The organism is Chlorobium sp. (genome assembly GCF_049593655.1).
Classification (GTDB): Bacteria; Bacteroidota; Chlorobiia; order Chlorobiales; family Chlorobiaceae; genus Chlorobium.
The window spans coordinates 1-16,531 of sequence record NZ_JBAWHG010000039.1; the positions used below are offsets into that span (position 1 = coordinate 1).

Genomic DNA, 16,531 nt, shown 5'->3' on the forward strand with positions numbered 1-16,531 from the left:
ATGGAAACCCGCGACCTTCGATCACAGGAGGTTCGCCGCCTCGTCGGGCAGGCAGTGCATCTCCTGCCACAAAACGGAAAAACCGAACGACAACCTTCACCTGAACGCAGCGACGGCGAGCTGCGGCGCATGCCACGGCACGAAACAATGGAAACCCGCAACCTTCGATCACAGGAGGTTCGCCGCCTCGTCGGGCAGGCAGTGCATCTCCTGCCACAGGACGGAAAAACCGAACGACAACCTCCACCTGAACGCAGCGACGGCGAGCTGCGGCGCATGCCACGGCACGAAACAATGGAAACCGGCGACCTTCGATCATAACCGGTATTTTCCGCTTGACAGGGATCACAGGGCAAGCTGCAGAACCTGCCATCCCGGTCCATCCGGTTATAAAACATATACCTGTTACAATTGTCACGAGCATTCGCCGGCGAACATTGCCGGCGAGCACCGCAAGGAAGGGATCTACCGGTACGACAACTGCATAAAATGTCACAGAGGCGCGCAATCCGGTAACCATGACGATTAGGCGGCATCGACGGAGGATAGCCTTCCTGCTGCAGAGATTGCCGCAACACCCGTAACGGCAAGCTGCAGAAGCGGCGGAAGCCCGACCCCGAAAACCGTCGGCATGGAGGGCAGGTAGAACCATGCATGCAGAAGGTGCAGTGCGGTGTACTCTGTCGAGAATGCCGCACAGAGAGCGGCAAAAGCGAACACCGCAACATTGCGGATGGTGATCTTCCACAGCAGGGTACGGCACAGCAGCGAAACGAGCAGGTAGATGCCGGAAACCGCAAAGGCGTCATAAACGGCCATTTCAAGCATCATGGGCACATAGCCTGCAGCGGCCATTGCCGGGTGATCCAGGTAGAGGAGCCCGTGCAGTGACTCCCAGAAAAAATTCAGGAAAAACGCCCCTGTCCAGAGCGACGCAAAAAAAGATGCCTGCCGTTTTCTTTTCGTCTTCATTGTGTTCACCTCCCGATTGATAAACCTCCGGAACGCCCTATCCGCCACCTCCGCTCACACCGGGGCCTGAAAGCCGGCTTCGGCCTCCGGAAACGGGATGCACCCGGATTCGGACGGCAATTCGCTCCTTCAGGGCCGGAACATGCGAGATGATGCCGATAACCTTGCCGTTCTGCCTGAGCCCGGAGAGGGTCTGCAGGGCGGTGTCGAGCGATTCCTCGTCGAGCGTGCCGAACCCTTCGTCGAGAAAGAGCGAATCGACCCGGACGTTCCGGCTCGACATCTGCGAAAGACCGAGCGCAAGCGCCAGACTGACGATAAAGCTCTCACCTCCGGAGAGGTTCTTCGTGGAACGCACCTCGCCGGCCTGCCAGGTGTCGATCACATCGAGACCAAGCGGATGCACGGAAGAGCGTACAAGCAGATAGCGGTCGGTCATGACGGCAAGCTGGCGGTTGGCGTGGCCGATCATGATCTCGAAGGTAAGCCCCTGCGCGAAGTTCCGGAACCTCTTGCCGTCGGAGGATCCGACAAGCTCGTGCAAGGTCGACCACCTGGCGCACTCGCTCTCCTGGGCGGCAAGGGCCGCGGTTTTTTCGCGCAGCCGGAGAACCCCGCTCTCATGGTCATGCAGGCGGAGCTTCATGGCGGCAATATCGGAACGGAGCGAGCCGAGACTTCCGGCAAGCCGTTCGAGCTCCTCCTGCAGCGTTTCCGGAGAGCTGTCCGAAAGAGCCCGCTCTTCCTCCAGAAGGAGCTTCTTCTTCCGCTCCCCCTGCAGGGTTTCGAGTTCGAGACCTCTTGCGGCAAGCAGCGTGGCCTCTTTTTCAAGCTCGTCGAGCTGAGGTCTGTCGAGCCGTGCCGAAAGAAAACGCTCAAGGTTGTCAAAGCTGCCGGCGGAAAGCTCACGCAAAAGCGCCGCCTGCTTATCCGAAATCGCCGATTCCCGTTCTCCTGAGGTGGCGGCAAGCATGGCAACCCTCTCCGAAAGCGTCACGATCTGCTGCGAAGCCTTGTCCCGAGCGCTTCGGGCCTCTTCGAGCGCCCTTTCGCCGCATTGCAGCGCCTCTGCCGTGCGCCGCTCCTCCTCATCGGGATTTTTCGCTCCGAACAACAGGGCGCGCTCCCCCTGCAAGGCTGAAAAAGCCTCCCGTTCGGCGGCAAGGGCCGCTTCCTTCTGCCGGCAATCCTCACGCATGGTGTTCAGCAGCTCCTGCTGCAGGGCAAGGCTCCCCTCCAGAACCGTGATTCGCTGCCCGGCCTCGACTTTCCGGGCATGGGCCTCCTGCCAGCGCTCCATGCGCAAGTGCAGCCTGCCGAGCGTTTCGGTGTAGGGCTGCCCGGCGGCATCACCGGTGTAAAGCGCAAGCTCCCGATTCAGAACATCCCCGATGCGCCTGCATTTTTCCAGGGCGGCGGCTGCACCCTCTCCTGCCCTCGCGGCATCCTCTTCAGCTGTTTTCAGCGCGTAGGCGGCACCCTCCTGTCGGCGCAAAGCCTCCGTCAGACGCTGCTGCAGATTTTTTTCATCCTCCGCAGCCGCAGCATTGGCCGCATCGATCCGTTCGGCTTCGGCAAGAGCCTCGAAACGCTTTGCGGCAAGGAGACGAAGGGAGGAAAGCGCCTCCCCGACACTCTCCTCCGACGGCGCATCCCCGATCGAAAGCGCTTCGGCAAACTTTCGGCACCACTCCAGCTCCGCTTCAGCGGTTTTCTGCAGCTGGCCCCTCTGCTCGGCGAACTGCCGGCACCCGGTCTCCAGGCGTGCCCCGGCGATACGCAGCAGGGTAATTTCCTGCGTTCTCTCCTGCAAAGAGAGACGGGCCTGACGAAGCGCATCGGATGCCCCCTCCTTACCGGACAGCTCATCTCCGGCAAAGGGGTGGTGCAGCGAACCGCAAAGCGGACAGGGCAGACCCTCCTGCAGCATCCGCCGCTCATCTTCGAGCGCCCTGATTTTCCCCTGCAGCTCCGCCTCCCGCTGCAGCACTTCGACAACTGCCTCCTCCTTGCCCTGAAGCTGTGCGAGCCTGCCGAGTTCAAGGGTGATTCCCTTCAGTTCCGTCTCGGCGTCGCCGAGAGCCTGCGAAACCTCCCCGGTGCGGGCACGGATGCCCACAAGCTGCACCAGTCTCGCCTGGAGGGCTTCAAGATCCCGGATCCGTTCCTGCACGCCTTCGGCCTCCGAACGCAGCTGGCCAGGACTCCTTCCTCCGAGAAGCTCCTCAAGCTGCCCGGCAAGCTCCTTGCGGAGGTTCTGGCAGTTCCGGAAATCATCCCCGGCCGCAGCTGTCGCCGGATTCAGCTCCCGCAGGGCGATTGCGGCCCTTTCACGCCGTTCGGAGGCCTCTTCGAATGCCCTGCGGGCATCCTGCTCCCCGGCCCCGGCCTCCTGCCACTGCCGAACCCTCTCCCCCATGCCGCTCAGAGAAGCCGCAAGCGCGCTGTCGGCCTCATGTTCCGAAAGATACCGCCCGGCATCCCCGAACGTTTTCCGCACCTGCACCAGCTCCCGCTCCCCGACGGCAAACTGAGCTTGCGAATCGGCAATCCTTTTCTGCAGCACACCGAGATCGTACCCTGCCTGACGGCATCGATCCCCCCCTGCGGCAATCCGCAGGTCAAGCGCCCTGACCTCGCGCACAACTCCCCATAACGCCCGCTCCTGCTCCCTGAGGTGCTGCAACTTCGCTTCCGCTTCGCGGAACGCTCCGGAACGCTCCTCAAAAACCGTTTTCGACCGGGCCAGCTCCAACTCCGCCGTATTTTTCTCCTGAAGCTCACGCTCCTGAAGCTCCCGGAGCTGACGGATAACCGTATATGCCGGTTCGAAACGTGCCGCCCTGATGGCGTTTTCCAGTCGCTGCCGTTCGGGGCGAAACAGCTCCTCCCGGCTTCGGAGCGTCTGGAACTCCCCCTCCATCGCCGCCAGCTCGGCTCTCATGACGGCAATCTGCCCGAGCCACCGGAGAGCCTCCTCGGCCTGGCTCTGCAGGCCGGCCAGGGCGGCTTCCTCCGCCACCCTCTCCTTCAGGGAGGATTCGGTTGCGGCAAGTTCCTCGTCGCCCAGGAGAAGAATGCCGGAACATTCATCCCTGAGCAGGTCGAGTTTCTGCTGCTCCATGCGGTTTCGTTCGTGCACCTTAACCGATATGACCGAATAGATCTCCGTACCGGTGATCTGCTCCAGAACCGGAGCGCGCTCATCGGGCTGTGCCTGCAGGAAGGCCGTAAATCCGCCCTGGGCAAGCAGCATGGACCGGGTGAACTGTTCGAAATCCATTCCCGTACGCTCCACAACCGCCAGAAGGGTATCCTGCAGTTTCGATTCGATGATCCTGCCGGTCGACTCGTCGGAAATTTCGTGCTTCTGGGCCTGCAGGGAACCCTGCGGGCTTCTGCGGGCGCGGTGCTGCGACCAGTGGCACCGGTAGCGGCCCGCTCCGGTTTCGAACACCACTTCGGCAAAACACTCCCCGGTGTGCCGCGTCATGATTTCATTGCCGCCTGCGTTGACCTTTTCGAGACGGGGGGTCTGACCGTACAGGGCAAGCGAAACCGCATCGAGAATGGTGGTCTTGCCGGAGCCTGTCGGCCCGGTAATGGCGAAAATACCGTCCGAGACGTACTCCGGAGCGGTAAAGTCCACAGACCACTCTCCTGCAAGAGAGTTCAGGTTTTTAAAGCGTAACGAGAGAATTTTCATACCGGTGCTTCCGCCCCCTCGGGAAATGGTGGCCTAAATAATTTAAAATACGGCTCTTCAGAGACAAAACCCTCCCTGCGGCAACTGCCATAAGCCCCTTACCGCTTCGGCAGCTTTCCGTACCGGCACCTGAGCGGCCCCTGCTCGATCATGATGGCGCAGTAGTTGCAGTTGATGCAGCGGGAAGCCGTCCGGGCGGCCATCCTGCAGTTTGCGGACGATATCCGGCTCGATAATGAAGGGGCGCGACATGCAGATGCAGTCGATGGCGCCGCTCCCGAACGCAGCAGCCGGTTCCGGAGGCGAATGCCGGCTATGGTCGAGACGGTGAAGAGGTCAGGGTGCATCATGCTTGTTGAAACATCACTTTCCTGAATGCAAAAACCTTGTCGATCACGATAAAACGGGGCTCGATGCGGTGACGGCGACAACATAACGGAATAATAGTGATTCCGCCACGCACCGCCGCAACGGATAACATCCCGGAAGCCTGAAATTTCGGACTCCCCTGCAAAACCGGGCTTTCAGGCATAAAAAAAGCCGGGAGTCACCCCGGCCTGAAAGAGAAATCCGCATTCGTCGCGGCAGTTGCCGACCGGACCTGTCGGGAGCTTCCGGTCGGAACGCGTTCAGTTCGAGGCCATACCGGCAAGAACCTTTACGATATTGTCCACGACCTGTTTGTCGAAGGTGGTCGGCATCAGGTTATCCGCCGTCGGAACGATCGAGCGGGCTATCGCGTCGGCGACGGCGATTTTCATCTCCGGCGTGATCTTTCTTATGCCGCTCTCCAGCAGCCCCTTGAAAAGACCCGGAAACACAAGCGCGTTATTGACCTGGTTGGGCATATCCGAACGGCCGGTTCCAACGATGCACGCCCCGGCCCTGAAGGCAGCTTCAGGCATGATTTCCGGTGTGGGGTTGGCCATCGCGAAAATGAAGGGAGAGGGGTTCATGCCTGCAACCATCTCCTCCGTTACGATGTTGCCTACGGAAACGCCAACAAAAACGTCGGCTCCGATCAGCGCGCTTTGCAGGTCGCCCTTATGCTTCAGCCTGTTGCTTCTTTCGGCAATATCCTGCTTTATGGGGTTCATGCCGGGACGTCCGTCATAGAGCGACCCTTTGGTATCGACGAGAACCACCTCTCCGACACAGGCATGAATCAGCAGCCGGGCAATGGCAATGCCGGCTGCACCGGCGCCGTTGACCACCACATGAAGCTTCCCGATCTCCCTCCCGGTGACGCGGCAGGCATTGATGATGGCCGCCAGGGTAACGATTGCGGTTCCATCCTGATCGTCATGAAAAACCGGAATGGAGAGCGCCTTTTCGAGCTGTTCGAAAATTTCGAAGCATCTTGGAGATGAGATATCTTCAAGGTTGATGCCGGCAAAACTCGGTTCGATGAGCATGCAGAACTTGACGATATCGTCGACATCGGTGGAATTTATGCACAAAGGGAATGCGTCGATACCGGCGAACTCCTTGAAAATAATGGACTTGCCCTCCATTACAGGCATTGCCGCCTCCGGCCCGAGGTCTCCGAGACCCAGAATGGCCGTTCCGTCGGAAACGATAGCCACCTGACTGGCGCGATTGGTCAGGATGAAGGAGTTGCGCTTGTCTTCGGCGATCGCCTTGCACACAGCCGCAACTCCGGGAGTGTACGCGGAAGACATGTCCTCCTTGTTTTTCAGACTGACTTTGGATCGTATTTCGATTTTGCCTCGCGCCTGGCGATGCAGATCGAGAGATTTTTTTGAATAACTCATATGTATGAAAACCTGTATCCTGATGATAATGAAATAAGAGAGCTGAAGCTGGCGGCCTGTCGTATGACACAAGCCGGATGGAGGAACATGACAGCGCCGGAATGTACGGAAAAAAGCGGGAACGCCTATTTTTGTTTTCAGTTTCGCCGATAATCCCGTTCGGGATGTTCAGCCGCAGACACCTTCAGGGATGACGCACATGGCGCGTCGTGGCTGATCGGAAAGGATTTTCAGGTTTTCGGGAAGCCGGGTTCGGGCTGCCCTGAACGGGGTACGCGCGGCTATCGGGTCGAATCCGCCGCTTCGTCGCCCTCATGGATCGAGTTGAGGATCTCCTGATAGGCCTGCAGGAGAGAGGAACGCTGGGCCTCGGGAACCTTGGCCGCGTCGAGGCGGCGCTGGAAAACGTCGAGTTCGCCGAGTTCCTGGAGCGACTCATCTTCCGACATCTGCCCGATGGCGAGCGATGCGGCCCGGCTGTTCCTGATCCTGCGGATTTCAAGCAGGGAGCCTTTTACGGCCTCTTCGAGCAGGCTCCGGAGATCGCCCGGCAGCTCCTCTCCGGTGTACTCGATCTCCAGCCATGCGGTGCTCCGGGAAGCCTTCAGCCCGTATATGCGGGAAAGGATGTCCTCCAGTGTGCCGCCGATCCGTTCGAGCGGCTGGAAGCAGGGCACCGGCACCGGACGTATTGTCCGCCGGCCCTCCGTGAACTCCACGATCACCACCTGTTTCTGCTGCCCGGCCTCGCCGAACCCCATGGGAATGGGCGAACCGCTGTAGCGCAGGTGCTCCTGTCCCGCTACGGTCTGCGGAACGTGCAGATGGCCGAGAGCGAGGTAGTCGATCCCTTCGGGAAAGACCGAGGCGCTGACGTGAGCCAGCGAGCCAATGTAGATCTCGCGCACCCCGTCTCCTTCCACGGTGGCGCCGTCCGCCGTGAAGAGGTGACCCATGGCGATCAGGGGCAGAAAGCCTCCCTCCTGCAGTCGCCGCTGTTCCGCCGCGGTGCAGACCTCCCGGTAGTGGCGCTCGATCCCTTCGATCAGTTTCCGGTTCTTCTCCTCCATGGTCTCACCCGGCCCGACGCTGCGGATGTTGCGGTCGCGCAGGTGCGGCACCGCAGAGACAATGGCTTCTGCCTTCCCCCGCTTGTCGCGGAGCACCACCACCTCGTCCATGGGATCGTCGCCCGGCGAGCCGACGACATGCACGTCGAGGGCGCGAAGCAGGGCTTTCGGAGCGTCGAGAAACGAGGGGGAATCGTGGTTTCCGGCTATGATCACCACGTGGCGGCAGGCCGGGGAGCGGGCCACGCGGTTGAGAAATCCGTAATAGAGCTCCTGGGAGCGGCTGCCGGGCACGGAACTGTCGAACACGTCGCCGGCGACGAGCAGGGCGTCGATCTTTTCCGTTTCGATCAGCCGGTAGAGCCAGTCGAGAAAGGCCGAAAATTCGTCGTAGCGGCTTCTGCCGTAGAGCGTGCGGCCCAGATGCCAGTCGGAGGTATGGAGAATTTTCATGCTACCGGTTCTCCCCTTCCTCATGCCCGCTCGGCGGAGCGGCAGCGGAGGAGGTTCCGGAGCCGAGCCCTCCAAGGGCGATGGCGATGCCTATGGCCACCAGCAGAACTCCCGATACCGATTCGATGACGACGAGAATCTTTGAAAATCGGCCCAGAGGGATGATGTCGCCGAATCCGGTCGAGGTAATGGTGACCGCGCTGAAGTAGAGGCAGTCCAGAAAAACCGGAACCTTCGCCTCGTGGTTGAACGAAATCACTTTGTTCAGGGGAGTGCGGCTTGCCTCCATAAGTTTTTCAATCGGCGGCGCACCGGCACCGTCCGGCCATCCGGTGACCTTGTCGCCTATGCCACGCCACATGGAGGGAGCAATGCCCTGAAAGGCCCGCACGGACGCCGTACGCCGCAAAGCCTCGCCGTACCGTTTCACGGAGGCCTGCATTGCCGGAGTGCGAAGCTTCTCGTAATACCGGTACTCCGCCGTCGATTCGTTCAGGTCCCCGATCGAACACTGGAAATAAAAAAAACCCGAAAACACCACGATAACGGCCACATACGACAGCAGCACGCTCCCCATCTGCAGGTTTCTCGAAGCTCCCGTAAGGGTCAGGTGAATGACATGGAAAATGGCGAAGAACAGCGAGAGCGGAATCGAGAGCAGCAGCACCAGCACCATGAGCTCAAGCGGGATGTTGTCGCCGAACATCTGCCCGGAAACCCATAAAAATTCCGTCAATTCCACAAAACCCGCACAGAGGAACAGGCATATTCCCGCCGTGGCCAGTATACGGCGGTTTGTTTTCAGAAATTCGAATATGGGGGCCATCTTTTTTCAGGATTTTCTTGCAATCGGGTCTGCCCATTGACACACCCTTTCCTGCCAATATACCGATCCTCCGGAGCCGAAGAAACTGTTCACGAAACACAGGCCCGGATTCGGCTCCTGAAGCGACCATATCGACAGCAGGTACGAGCCTGGCCGTCAGACCTGTTTTTTTTCCGGAAGCGGCCATTTGATCGTTTCTCCATCATCGCACGGCTCTGGTCCGCTTGCCTTCTCTTTCGGTTGTTTTGGGGCGCTGTTATCGGCGGGACGATTCAAAAGCCTCTCAAAAAACCGTTTCCCTTTTTCATAAGCCAGATGAAGTTGATTTCCCGTCTTCTGTTCAGTGGTGTCAATAGCCATGGTTTGTTATACTTAAGATCGATTCGCGAAAAAGTAACTGCATGCTCGTGTTTGCATCTTTTCAATATCTGCAGGCCTATACATACACATAAACAGCACAACTGTCACTACCCGTTGCAACAAATAAAGGCGCCACGATTATTTATGCATCGGCAGGAGCCATCGCCCTTCGCTCGATCCGCCGAACCATCACATGATGCAGCGCTCCCGGAACACCCGGACCCTCTCCCCCTGGCATGTCTGCTCTCCGTTCCGGGTTCCCGGCCAATAGCCTGTCCATTCTGAAAAGAGGTACTGAACCCTGAAAAATGAATCTGCACATCAATCCACCCACCTCCAGTCACGTACCTCCGGCATGTCTTCGCCATACTTTGTGATGTACTCCTTATGCTCGGTCAGGCGGTCGCGAACATATTGCCTGATGTAAGCGGCTTTAGGCTTCAGGCACTCTACACGGTTGACCACGTCGGCTGCCAGGTGGAAGCGGTCAAGGTCGTTCATCACCACCATATCGAAGGGCGTGGTGGTCGTCCCCTCCTCCTTGTAGCCGCGCACGTGCATGTTGCCGTGATTGGTTCGCCGGTAAGTGAGGCGGTGTATCAGCCAGGGATATCCGTGATAGGCAAAGATGATCGGCCTGTCGGTCGTGAACATATCGTCGAACTCCCGGTCGTCGAGGCCATGAGGGTGCTCCTCCTTTGGCTGAAGAGTCATCAGATCCACCACGTTGACAACCCTGATCTTCAGCTCGGGCGAAAGGTTACGAAGAATCTTGACGGCAGCAAGCGTTTCAAGCGTCGGCACATCCCCGGCGCAGGCCATCACCACGTCGGGCGGCCCTTCCCCGGTATCGTTCGATGCCCAATCCCAGACACCGATACCACGGGTACAGTGCCTGATGGAGGACTCCATGTCGAGCCACTGCCACGAAGGCTGTTTTCCCGCCACGATCACGTTGATGTAGTTGCGCGACCGGAGGCAGTGGTCCGTGACTGACAGCAGCGTATTGGCATCCGGTGGCAGGTAGACACGGACCACCTCGGCTTTCTTGTTCACCACATGGTCGATGAACCCCGGATCCTGATGCGAGAAGCCATTGTGATCCTGCCGCCAGACGTGCGAGGTCAGGAAATAGTTGAGCGATGCGATGGGCCTCCGCCACGGAATTTCGCTGTCGGTCACCTTGAGCCACTTGGCGTGCTGGTTGAACATCGAATCGATGATATGAATGAACGCCTCGTAACAGGAAAAAAAGCCGTGGCGACCGGTCAGCAGGTACCCTTCCAGCCACCCCTGACAGGTATGCTCGGAGAGAATCTCCATCACCCGGCCATCCGGAGAGAGATGATCGTCGGACGGCAGGGTCCGGGCCATCCAGGCACGATCGGTCTCCTCAAACAGATCACCGAGACGGTTCGACGCGGTCTCGTCCGGCCCGAAAACCCGGAAGTTGGCCGTTTTCTCGTTGAGCTTCATGATGTCGCGCAGGAATCGGGCCATCGGCTTCGGCGCTTCGGCCTCCACCGAACCCGGCGACGGGACATCGAGTGCATAGTCGCGGAAATCGGGCATACGCAGTTCCCTGAGCAAAAGACCGCCATTGGCGTGCGGATTGTCGCCCATGCGCTTCTGTCCTTTCGGAGCCAGCGCCTGCAACTCCGGAAGAAGCACCCCTTCAGGCGAAAACAGCTCCTCAGCCCGGTAGCTCTTCAGCCACGATTCAAGCAAAGCCATGTGCTCCGGATTGTCGCGCACCGTACTGAATGGCACCTGATGCGAACGCCAGTTCCCCTCGGCAGGCTTGCCGTCAACCACTTTCGGTCCTGTCCACCCCTTCGGCGAACGGAACACGATCATCGGCCATCGGGGGCGCTCGGTCACGCCTTCCTCTCTGGCCTGTCGCTGAATTGCAGCGATCTCGTCGAAACAGCGATCCATGACGGCGGCCATCTCGCCATGCATCGTCACCGGATCGTCTCCCTCGACGAAATACGGCCTGTAACCGTAACCAAACATGAGCTGTTCAAGCTCCTCATGCGAAATACGGGCCAGCACTGTCGGGTTGGCGATTTTGTACCCGTTCAGATGCAGTATCGGCAGCACCGCACCATCGCGCTTTGGGTTCAGGAACTTGTTGCTGTGCCATGCCGTAGCCAGAGGCCCCGTCTCAGCCTCCCCGTCGCCTACAACACAGGCCGTAATCAGGTCGGGATTGTCAAACACCGCCCCGAAAGCGTGCGATAACGCATAACCGAGTTCACCCCCCTCGTGGATCGAACCGGGAGTCTCCGGAGCCACATGGCTCGGAATGCCTCCGGGAAAGGAAAACTGCCGGAACAATCGCTTCATGCCAGCCTCGTCGAACGACACGTCTGGATAGTACTCGCTGTAAGTGCCCTCCATCCAGACGTTCGCCACCAGCGCAGGTCCCCCATGCCCCGGTCCGGCGATATAGACGATGTCGAGGTCGCGGTTCCGGATGATGCGGTTCAGATGCACATAGAGGAAATTGAGGCCCGGAGTTGTGCCCCAGTGCCCAAGCAGACGGGGCTTGATGTGTTCTTTTGAAAGAGGTTCCTTGAGAAGAGGATTGTTCATCAGGTAGATCTGCCCGACCGAAAGATAGTTGGCCGCCCTCCACCAGCCATGCATCAGTTCAAGTTCACGTTCAGACAGCGAAGTATTGGTATGTGTCATGATTATTTTCTTTGGTTTCTGTATCCGGATCGCACCAGCACCGCCCAACGCGGTTATCGGGTTGCGCGAACAGATACACGGAAATGAAATCAACCCGCTTCAAGAAGGCGTCTGGTCTCCCTCACAATCGTCACCTCTTCATTGGTCTCCATCACCCTGACGACAACAGAACTCTTATCCTGTGAAATGATTGCTGCGTTGTTCCCGTTTCTCTCCGTGTCGAGCCTGATACCCAAAAAACCGAGACCCGAACAGATTCGCTCGCGAATATCGGGCGAGTGCAGCCCGATGCCGCCCGTAAAAACAATCATGTCGAGCCCCCCAAGCGCTGCCGCAAGAGCTCCGATGTGCTTGCGCGCGCTGTAGCAGAACAGCTCAACGGCCAGCTGCGCCCGTTCGTCGCTCTTCTCCGCATCGAGCAGATCGCGCATGTCGTCACTCACTCCGGACACGCCGAGCAGACCCGACTTTCTGTTCACCATATCTCTGAGACCTGCCGCATCAAGAAGGCCCTGCTGCAACAGATACACCACCACTCCCGGATCGAGATCACCCGTCCGTGTGCTCATCACCAGACCGCCTGCAGGTGAAAAACCCATCGTCGTCTCGATGCTGCGCCCATCGAGCACAGCCGCCATACTCGCTCCGTGCCCGAGATGCGCCAGAATCACCCGTCCTTTCCGGGCAAGCTGCTCATCCTGCGCATGCAGTTCGCCAAGCAGATATTCATAAGACAAGCCATGGAAACCATAACGCTGCACCCCCTCACGCCGGAACTCTTCCGGAATGGGACACAGCCTGGCAACCGGAGGAATGGTACTGTGAAAAGCCGTATCGAAGCAGGCCACCTGCAACACGCCGGGAAATTCTGATGCGGCATGCCGGATAGCGTTCAATGCCTGGGGAAGGTGTTCCGGAGCATAGGGAACAAGTGCAGTTACGGAATCAAGCAGTGCGGGAGTAACCATCTCAGATGCAGTGTGACGAGGCCCACCATGAACCACCCGATGGCCTACCGCATCCGGAATTCCGGCGCTATGGTTCATAATCCACGAAAACACATAACGGCACGCCGAATCATGATCGGCCGTCTCCACCCGTTCGAAATTGATATAATGCCCCCCGGAATCCGTTACCGAAAAGCGCCCCCCCTTAAGCCCGATCCGGGTAAGTGATCCGAAATAAATCAGTTCCTCTTTCTCTCCGCTCTCATAAAGCGAAAACTTGATGCTCGAAGAGCCGGTATTGACCGCAAGAATCGTTATCACAGGCTTGGGCATCATAGCCGACAATCCTTTAAAAAATTGCAGGCACAAACAGCAGACAGGTTCATCCATTGCTCAGGCCTGAGAAAGATACTCGATACCTGATACTAACCCCGTCTCACCTCCGTTACGTTCCTGAAAATTCCTGCAGCGGCAGACGGAAAGGTCAGGACGACCCTTTCTTATGCTACCGCTCCCCGTTTTCAAAACGAGGGGCAGGCCTTGCCATCAAGAGACAATCGCCAACCCCGGAAAAACGACGCAACCCAAACTATCGATCTTCAGCCCCGCAGGGGCGAAACATCGGCAGCACGGGGTGCCAACACCGGAAAAACGACGCAGCCCAAACTATTGATCTTCAGCCCCGCAGGGGCGCAACATCGGTAGCTCGGGGGGCCAACCCCGGAAAAGAAATCTTCTCCCCAAAATGGGTCTTAGCTCCGTAGGAGCGACATATCGGTAACGTCCGGGTGCAACCCGGCGATAAGGCTGATTGCTTAGGGTGCGCCAAACAGTGCGCTTGCGCACGGTCGTTTCGGCTTCAGGAAAAGAAACGTCAGGATGCGCCTTCGGCTTGTCGCCAAAATCAAACCGCTCCGTTTTCTCCGTCGCCTTGCAGATCCGACAATAACCTGCCGTTTGTGCATGGGCAGGCAAGCTATAGTTGCTTACCAAAGAACTTCCCCGCTGCACGCCCTCGGTCACTAACGGCAGCCCAAAGGAATCAATTTGGATATTTTTATCATATTGATTAAAATTATTCCAATGTCAAACTTCTGCTCATGGAGAAAAGAACACCCCATTACAGGCTTGAAAAGGTTAAAAGAATAGTCTCCGACAGGAATTCACGACCGTTCACCATGACGGCTTTGAGAGGCGGTTTGGCATTAGGCTTGACCGAACCTGTTATGCGCGAGATCGTGCTTGCGCTCCGAAGAGCTGATTTTTACAAGTCGATGACTACCCATCTTGACCATAAGCTCTGGCAGGACGTTTATCACGGAATGACGCCCGATGGAATTCCGGTTTATATAAAAGTCACGGACTCCGACGATGACCGGCCACCGGTGATTCAGTTCAAGGCCAGATAAAATAAATGTTTAACGAATAGAACAGCTTAATGGAAATATGATCATGAATACTACACAATGTCCCTCATGCGGTCATAAAGGGATGATCGACAAGGTTTTGGAAGAAACGCTCACGTATGGGGGTAAATCGATGACGTTGCATGACATGCACGGCAGGTTCTGCCCTGAATGCGGAGAAGGAATATGGGATGAAGAGAGTTACCGGCGCTATACGGAAGCTCAGGAGGGGCTGGTACGCGCGATCAAAGGCGACCCCGCAGCCGACATCCGACGCATCCGCAGAAAGCTGAAGCTGACCCAGGCGCAGCTCGCCTCATCGTTCGGAGTCGGCAAAGTAGCGTTCTCCCGTTACGAGCGAGGGGAAACCAGACCGCCAGCGCCGTTGCTCAAGTTGCTGAAACTCATTGACCGGCACCCTGATCTGCTGAGCGAAATCGAAAAAATGTAATCAGATTCGAACGGTGAATATCCTGGGACCCATTACACGACTCTTTGCTCTATTCTCCGTTATGGGTTCATGAGCAATATTACCGGTAAACCTCTTTCCGATGCCCGACCCGGACAACCAGAACTGAAATTTTTTCATCGAGGATTTCGCAAATCACCCGATAATCTCCGATACGGTATCGCCACAACCCGGCATGATCGCCTCGTAATGATTTGCCGGACGCCCGCGGGTCTATCGCAACCCGCTCACGGAGGTATTTGACAATCCGTCCGGCAGCGGACTTATCCAGCCTGGCCAGCTCTTTTTCAGCCGATGCGGCAAACTCAATCTTCCAGACCAAGACGACGCTCCACTTCATCTATGCCGGTCACCGGCTCTTCTCCTCGTCTCACCCGCTCCAGAACCTGTTCGGCCAGATAGATATCTTCAAGATCGTCGAGATGCTCCATAATGGCCTCGCGGATGTACCAGGTCTTGGTACGACCGGTTCTTTTGGCAAGATTATCAAGCCGCTCGCCAACACTTTTCGGAATGCGGATGCCGATCATCCGATCCGCTTTCTCTTTTTCCATAGTTACCTCGTATAACATGTTATTCAACGCAATACATGTTATACAAAACAAACAGGAACCCCAAATAAATCCCGCTCAACAGGACCCTGTCCCGGCTCAAGAACGCCCAATCGGTATAGTTAACCGGCACTTAACCGCCAAAGAGTGCGACTGCTCGCGCTCGTCTCGGCTTCAGGAAAAGAAACGTCAGGATGCGCCGGCAGCTTTTCATCAAAATCAAACCGCTCTGTTTTCTCCGTCGCCTTGCAGATCCGACCATAACCTGCCTTTTGTGCATGGGCAGGCTATGGTTACTTACTATTTTCATCTACGTCCCAGAGGACTTCCCACACGGAAAAAACGACGCAGCCCCAACTATTGATCTTCAGCCCTGTAGGGGCGAAACATCGGTAGCACGGGGTGCCAACCCCGGAAAAGAAATCTCCTCCCCAAAATGGGTCTTAGCTCCGTAGGAGCGACATATCGGTAACGTCCGGGTGCAACCCGGCGATAAGGCTGATTGCTTAAGTGAGCCCCTCAAAGAGTGCGACCGGAAAGCCCGTCAATGCGCTCGTTTCGGCTTCAGGAAAAGAGACGACAGGATGCGCTTAATGCTCGATGCCGATTGCGTCCGGAAACTTCTGTGCAGCATGAAAAACCGTCAAAACCGTTATGGTATCCTGGCGAACCGTGTAGATCACGATGAAAGGATTGTCTGGAAAAACAAGTTCACGGGTACCGTCAATACGCCCGCTCCTTCCGATTTGCGGATATTGAGAGAGTTTGAGGGCAGTCTTTCCGATAAGGGCTCGAATGATCTTCCTTGCGGCGACAGGGTTGTCGTGAGAGATATACGCCTCGATCTCCTCCAGCCGCTGCTTAGCGGTCTGTGTCCACCGGACTTTCAGCAGGCTTTTCATCCCAGAGTTTTTCCATCTCCTCCTGCGAAACTGTCCGCCCCTTGTCGAGGTCGCTCAAACCCGCAATAATGCTCTGCACCTGCCATTCATTCATGGTGAGGTAGTGCTCGATAGCCTCTTCTATCACGAAAGACCTGGATCGTCTGGTAGCCTCGGCAAGACGATCAACGCGCATTTTCATTGTGGCAGGCATTTTAAAACTGACCTGCTCGCGCGATTCCGTTTTTTTTGCGCCTGGACTCACACGCACCTCCTTTTTCATCGAAACTTCATGGTATTACCCGGTATTACCTGATAATACAAGACACGTTCTGCTTTTCCAAAAGGATCTCACTCACGACCGTCCCCGACTCCCAAGTGCTCAGTGACATCTCCATTCCTCCCATTCGGAACAGCA

Annotated in this window: 17 protein-coding genes; 3 read left to right on the forward strand and 14 right to left on the reverse strand. The window is 57.4% G+C overall.

Annotated elements, in window-relative coordinates:
* Positions 1 to 529, forward strand: a 529-nt coding sequence (locus tag WBP50_RS06300; RefSeq protein ID WP_423932518.1) for a cytochrome c3 family protein, incomplete at its 5' end; no start/stop codon positions are given.
* Here the strand turns inward: WBP50_RS06300 and WBP50_RS06305 are convergent.
* The 10 genes from WBP50_RS06305 to WBP50_RS06350 all read right to left on the reverse strand — a co-directional run bounded on the left by WBP50_RS06305 (position 526) and on the right by WBP50_RS06350 (position 13,142).
* Complete coding sequence (locus WBP50_RS06305) at positions 526 to 972, reverse strand: hypothetical protein (RefSeq protein ID WP_423932520.1); 447 nt, start codon at positions 970 to 972, stop codon at positions 526 to 528. The genes WBP50_RS06300 and WBP50_RS06305 overlap by 4 nt on opposite strands.
* A 37-nt stretch (positions 973 to 1,009) precedes the next feature.
* Entirely contained in the window at positions 1,010 to 4,678 is a 3,669-nt protein-coding gene (locus WBP50_RS06310; protein ID WP_423932522.1) for an AAA family ATPase, read from the reverse strand.
* A gap of 98 nt (positions 4,679 to 4,776) precedes the next feature.
* Complete coding sequence (locus WBP50_RS06315; RefSeq protein WP_423932524.1) at positions 4,777 to 5,028, reverse strand: hypothetical protein; 252 nt, start codon at positions 5,026 to 5,028, stop codon at positions 4,777 to 4,779.
* A complete protein-coding gene (locus tag WBP50_RS06320; protein ID WP_423932525.1) occupies positions 5,025 to 5,210 on the reverse strand; it encodes a hypothetical protein in 186 nt (61 codons plus the stop codon). The genes WBP50_RS06315 and WBP50_RS06320 overlap by 4 nt, the downstream gene beginning before the upstream one ends.
* A gap of 97 nt (positions 5,211 to 5,307) precedes the next feature.
* Positions 5,308 to 6,453 carry an NAD(P)-dependent malic enzyme gene (locus tag WBP50_RS06325; RefSeq protein WP_423932527.1) on the reverse strand — a complete coding sequence of 382 codons (1,146 nt, stop codon included), beginning with the start codon at positions 6,451 to 6,453 and terminating at the stop codon, positions 5,308 to 5,310.
* A gap of 281 nt (positions 6,454 to 6,734) precedes the next feature.
* On the reverse strand, positions 6,735 to 7,976 hold the full coding sequence (locus WBP50_RS06330) for an exonuclease SbcCD subunit D C-terminal domain-containing protein (protein ID WP_423932528.1): 1,242 nt from the start codon (positions 7,974 to 7,976) through the stop codon (positions 6,735 to 6,737).
* A 1-nt stretch (position 7,977) separates the two neighbouring features.
* Positions 7,978 to 8,802 (reverse strand): potassium channel family protein, encoded by an 825-nt coding sequence (locus WBP50_RS06335; RefSeq protein WP_423932530.1) that lies wholly within the window; start codon positions 8,800 to 8,802, stop codon positions 7,978 to 7,980.
* Between the two features lie 156 nt (positions 8,803 to 8,958).
* Positions 8,959 to 9,162, reverse strand: coding sequence for a hypothetical protein (locus tag WBP50_RS06340; protein ID WP_423932531.1), 204 nt, complete (start codon positions 9,160 to 9,162; stop codon positions 8,959 to 8,961).
* Positions 9,163 to 9,483: 321 nt separating this feature from the next.
* The gene (locus WBP50_RS06345) at positions 9,484 to 11,859 is read right to left on the reverse strand and encodes a phosphoketolase family protein (RefSeq protein ID WP_423932533.1); all 2,376 of its coding nucleotides are present in this window, start codon (positions 11,857 to 11,859) and stop codon (positions 9,484 to 9,486) included.
* 89 nt (positions 11,860 to 11,948) lie between these two features.
* Positions 11,949 to 13,142, reverse strand: a complete 1,194-nt coding sequence (locus WBP50_RS06350) for an acetate/propionate family kinase (RefSeq protein WP_423932534.1) — start codon at positions 13,140 to 13,142, stop codon at positions 11,949 to 11,951.
* Positions 13,143 to 13,906: 764 nt separating this feature from the next.
* Here WBP50_RS06350 and WBP50_RS06355 point away from each other — a divergent pair.
* Together WBP50_RS06355 and WBP50_RS06360 are read left to right on the forward strand one after the other, a co-directional pair.
* Positions 13,907 to 14,215: a type II toxin-antitoxin system MqsR family toxin gene (locus WBP50_RS06355; RefSeq protein WP_423932535.1), complete on the forward strand. Its 309-nt coding sequence runs from the start codon at positions 13,907 to 13,909 to the stop codon at positions 14,213 to 14,215.
* A 37-nt stretch (positions 14,216 to 14,252) separates the two neighbouring features.
* Positions 14,253 to 14,663: a type II TA system antitoxin MqsA family protein gene (locus WBP50_RS06360; protein WP_338076122.1), complete on the forward strand. Its 411-nt coding sequence runs from the start codon at positions 14,253 to 14,255 to the stop codon at positions 14,661 to 14,663.
* 79 nt (positions 14,664 to 14,742) lie between these two features.
* Here the strand turns inward: WBP50_RS06360 and WBP50_RS06365 are convergent, their stop codons facing one another.
* The 4 genes from WBP50_RS06365 to WBP50_RS06380 form a co-directional block, all read right to left on the reverse strand.
* On the reverse strand, positions 14,743 to 15,003 hold the full coding sequence (locus WBP50_RS06365) for a type II toxin-antitoxin system RelE family toxin (protein ID WP_423932538.1): 261 nt from the start codon (positions 15,001 to 15,003) through the stop codon (positions 14,743 to 14,745).
* A complete protein-coding gene (relB, locus tag WBP50_RS06370) occupies positions 14,987 to 15,235 on the reverse strand; it encodes a type II toxin-antitoxin system RelB family antitoxin (RefSeq protein WP_012466278.1) in 249 nt (82 codons plus the stop codon). The genes WBP50_RS06365 and relB overlap by 17 nt, the downstream gene beginning before the upstream one ends.
* A 587-nt stretch (positions 15,236 to 15,822) precedes the next feature.
* Positions 15,823 to 16,134: a type II toxin-antitoxin system RelE/ParE family toxin gene (locus WBP50_RS06375; RefSeq protein ID WP_235585144.1), complete on the reverse strand. Its 312-nt coding sequence runs from the start codon at positions 16,132 to 16,134 to the stop codon at positions 15,823 to 15,825.
* A complete protein-coding gene (locus WBP50_RS06380; protein ID WP_423932540.1) occupies positions 16,094 to 16,327 on the reverse strand; it encodes a CopG family ribbon-helix-helix protein in 234 nt (77 codons plus the stop codon). Before WBP50_RS06380 ends, WBP50_RS06375 begins: the two co-directional genes overlap by 41 nt.
* Positions 16,328 to 16,531 lie beyond the last annotated feature (204 nt).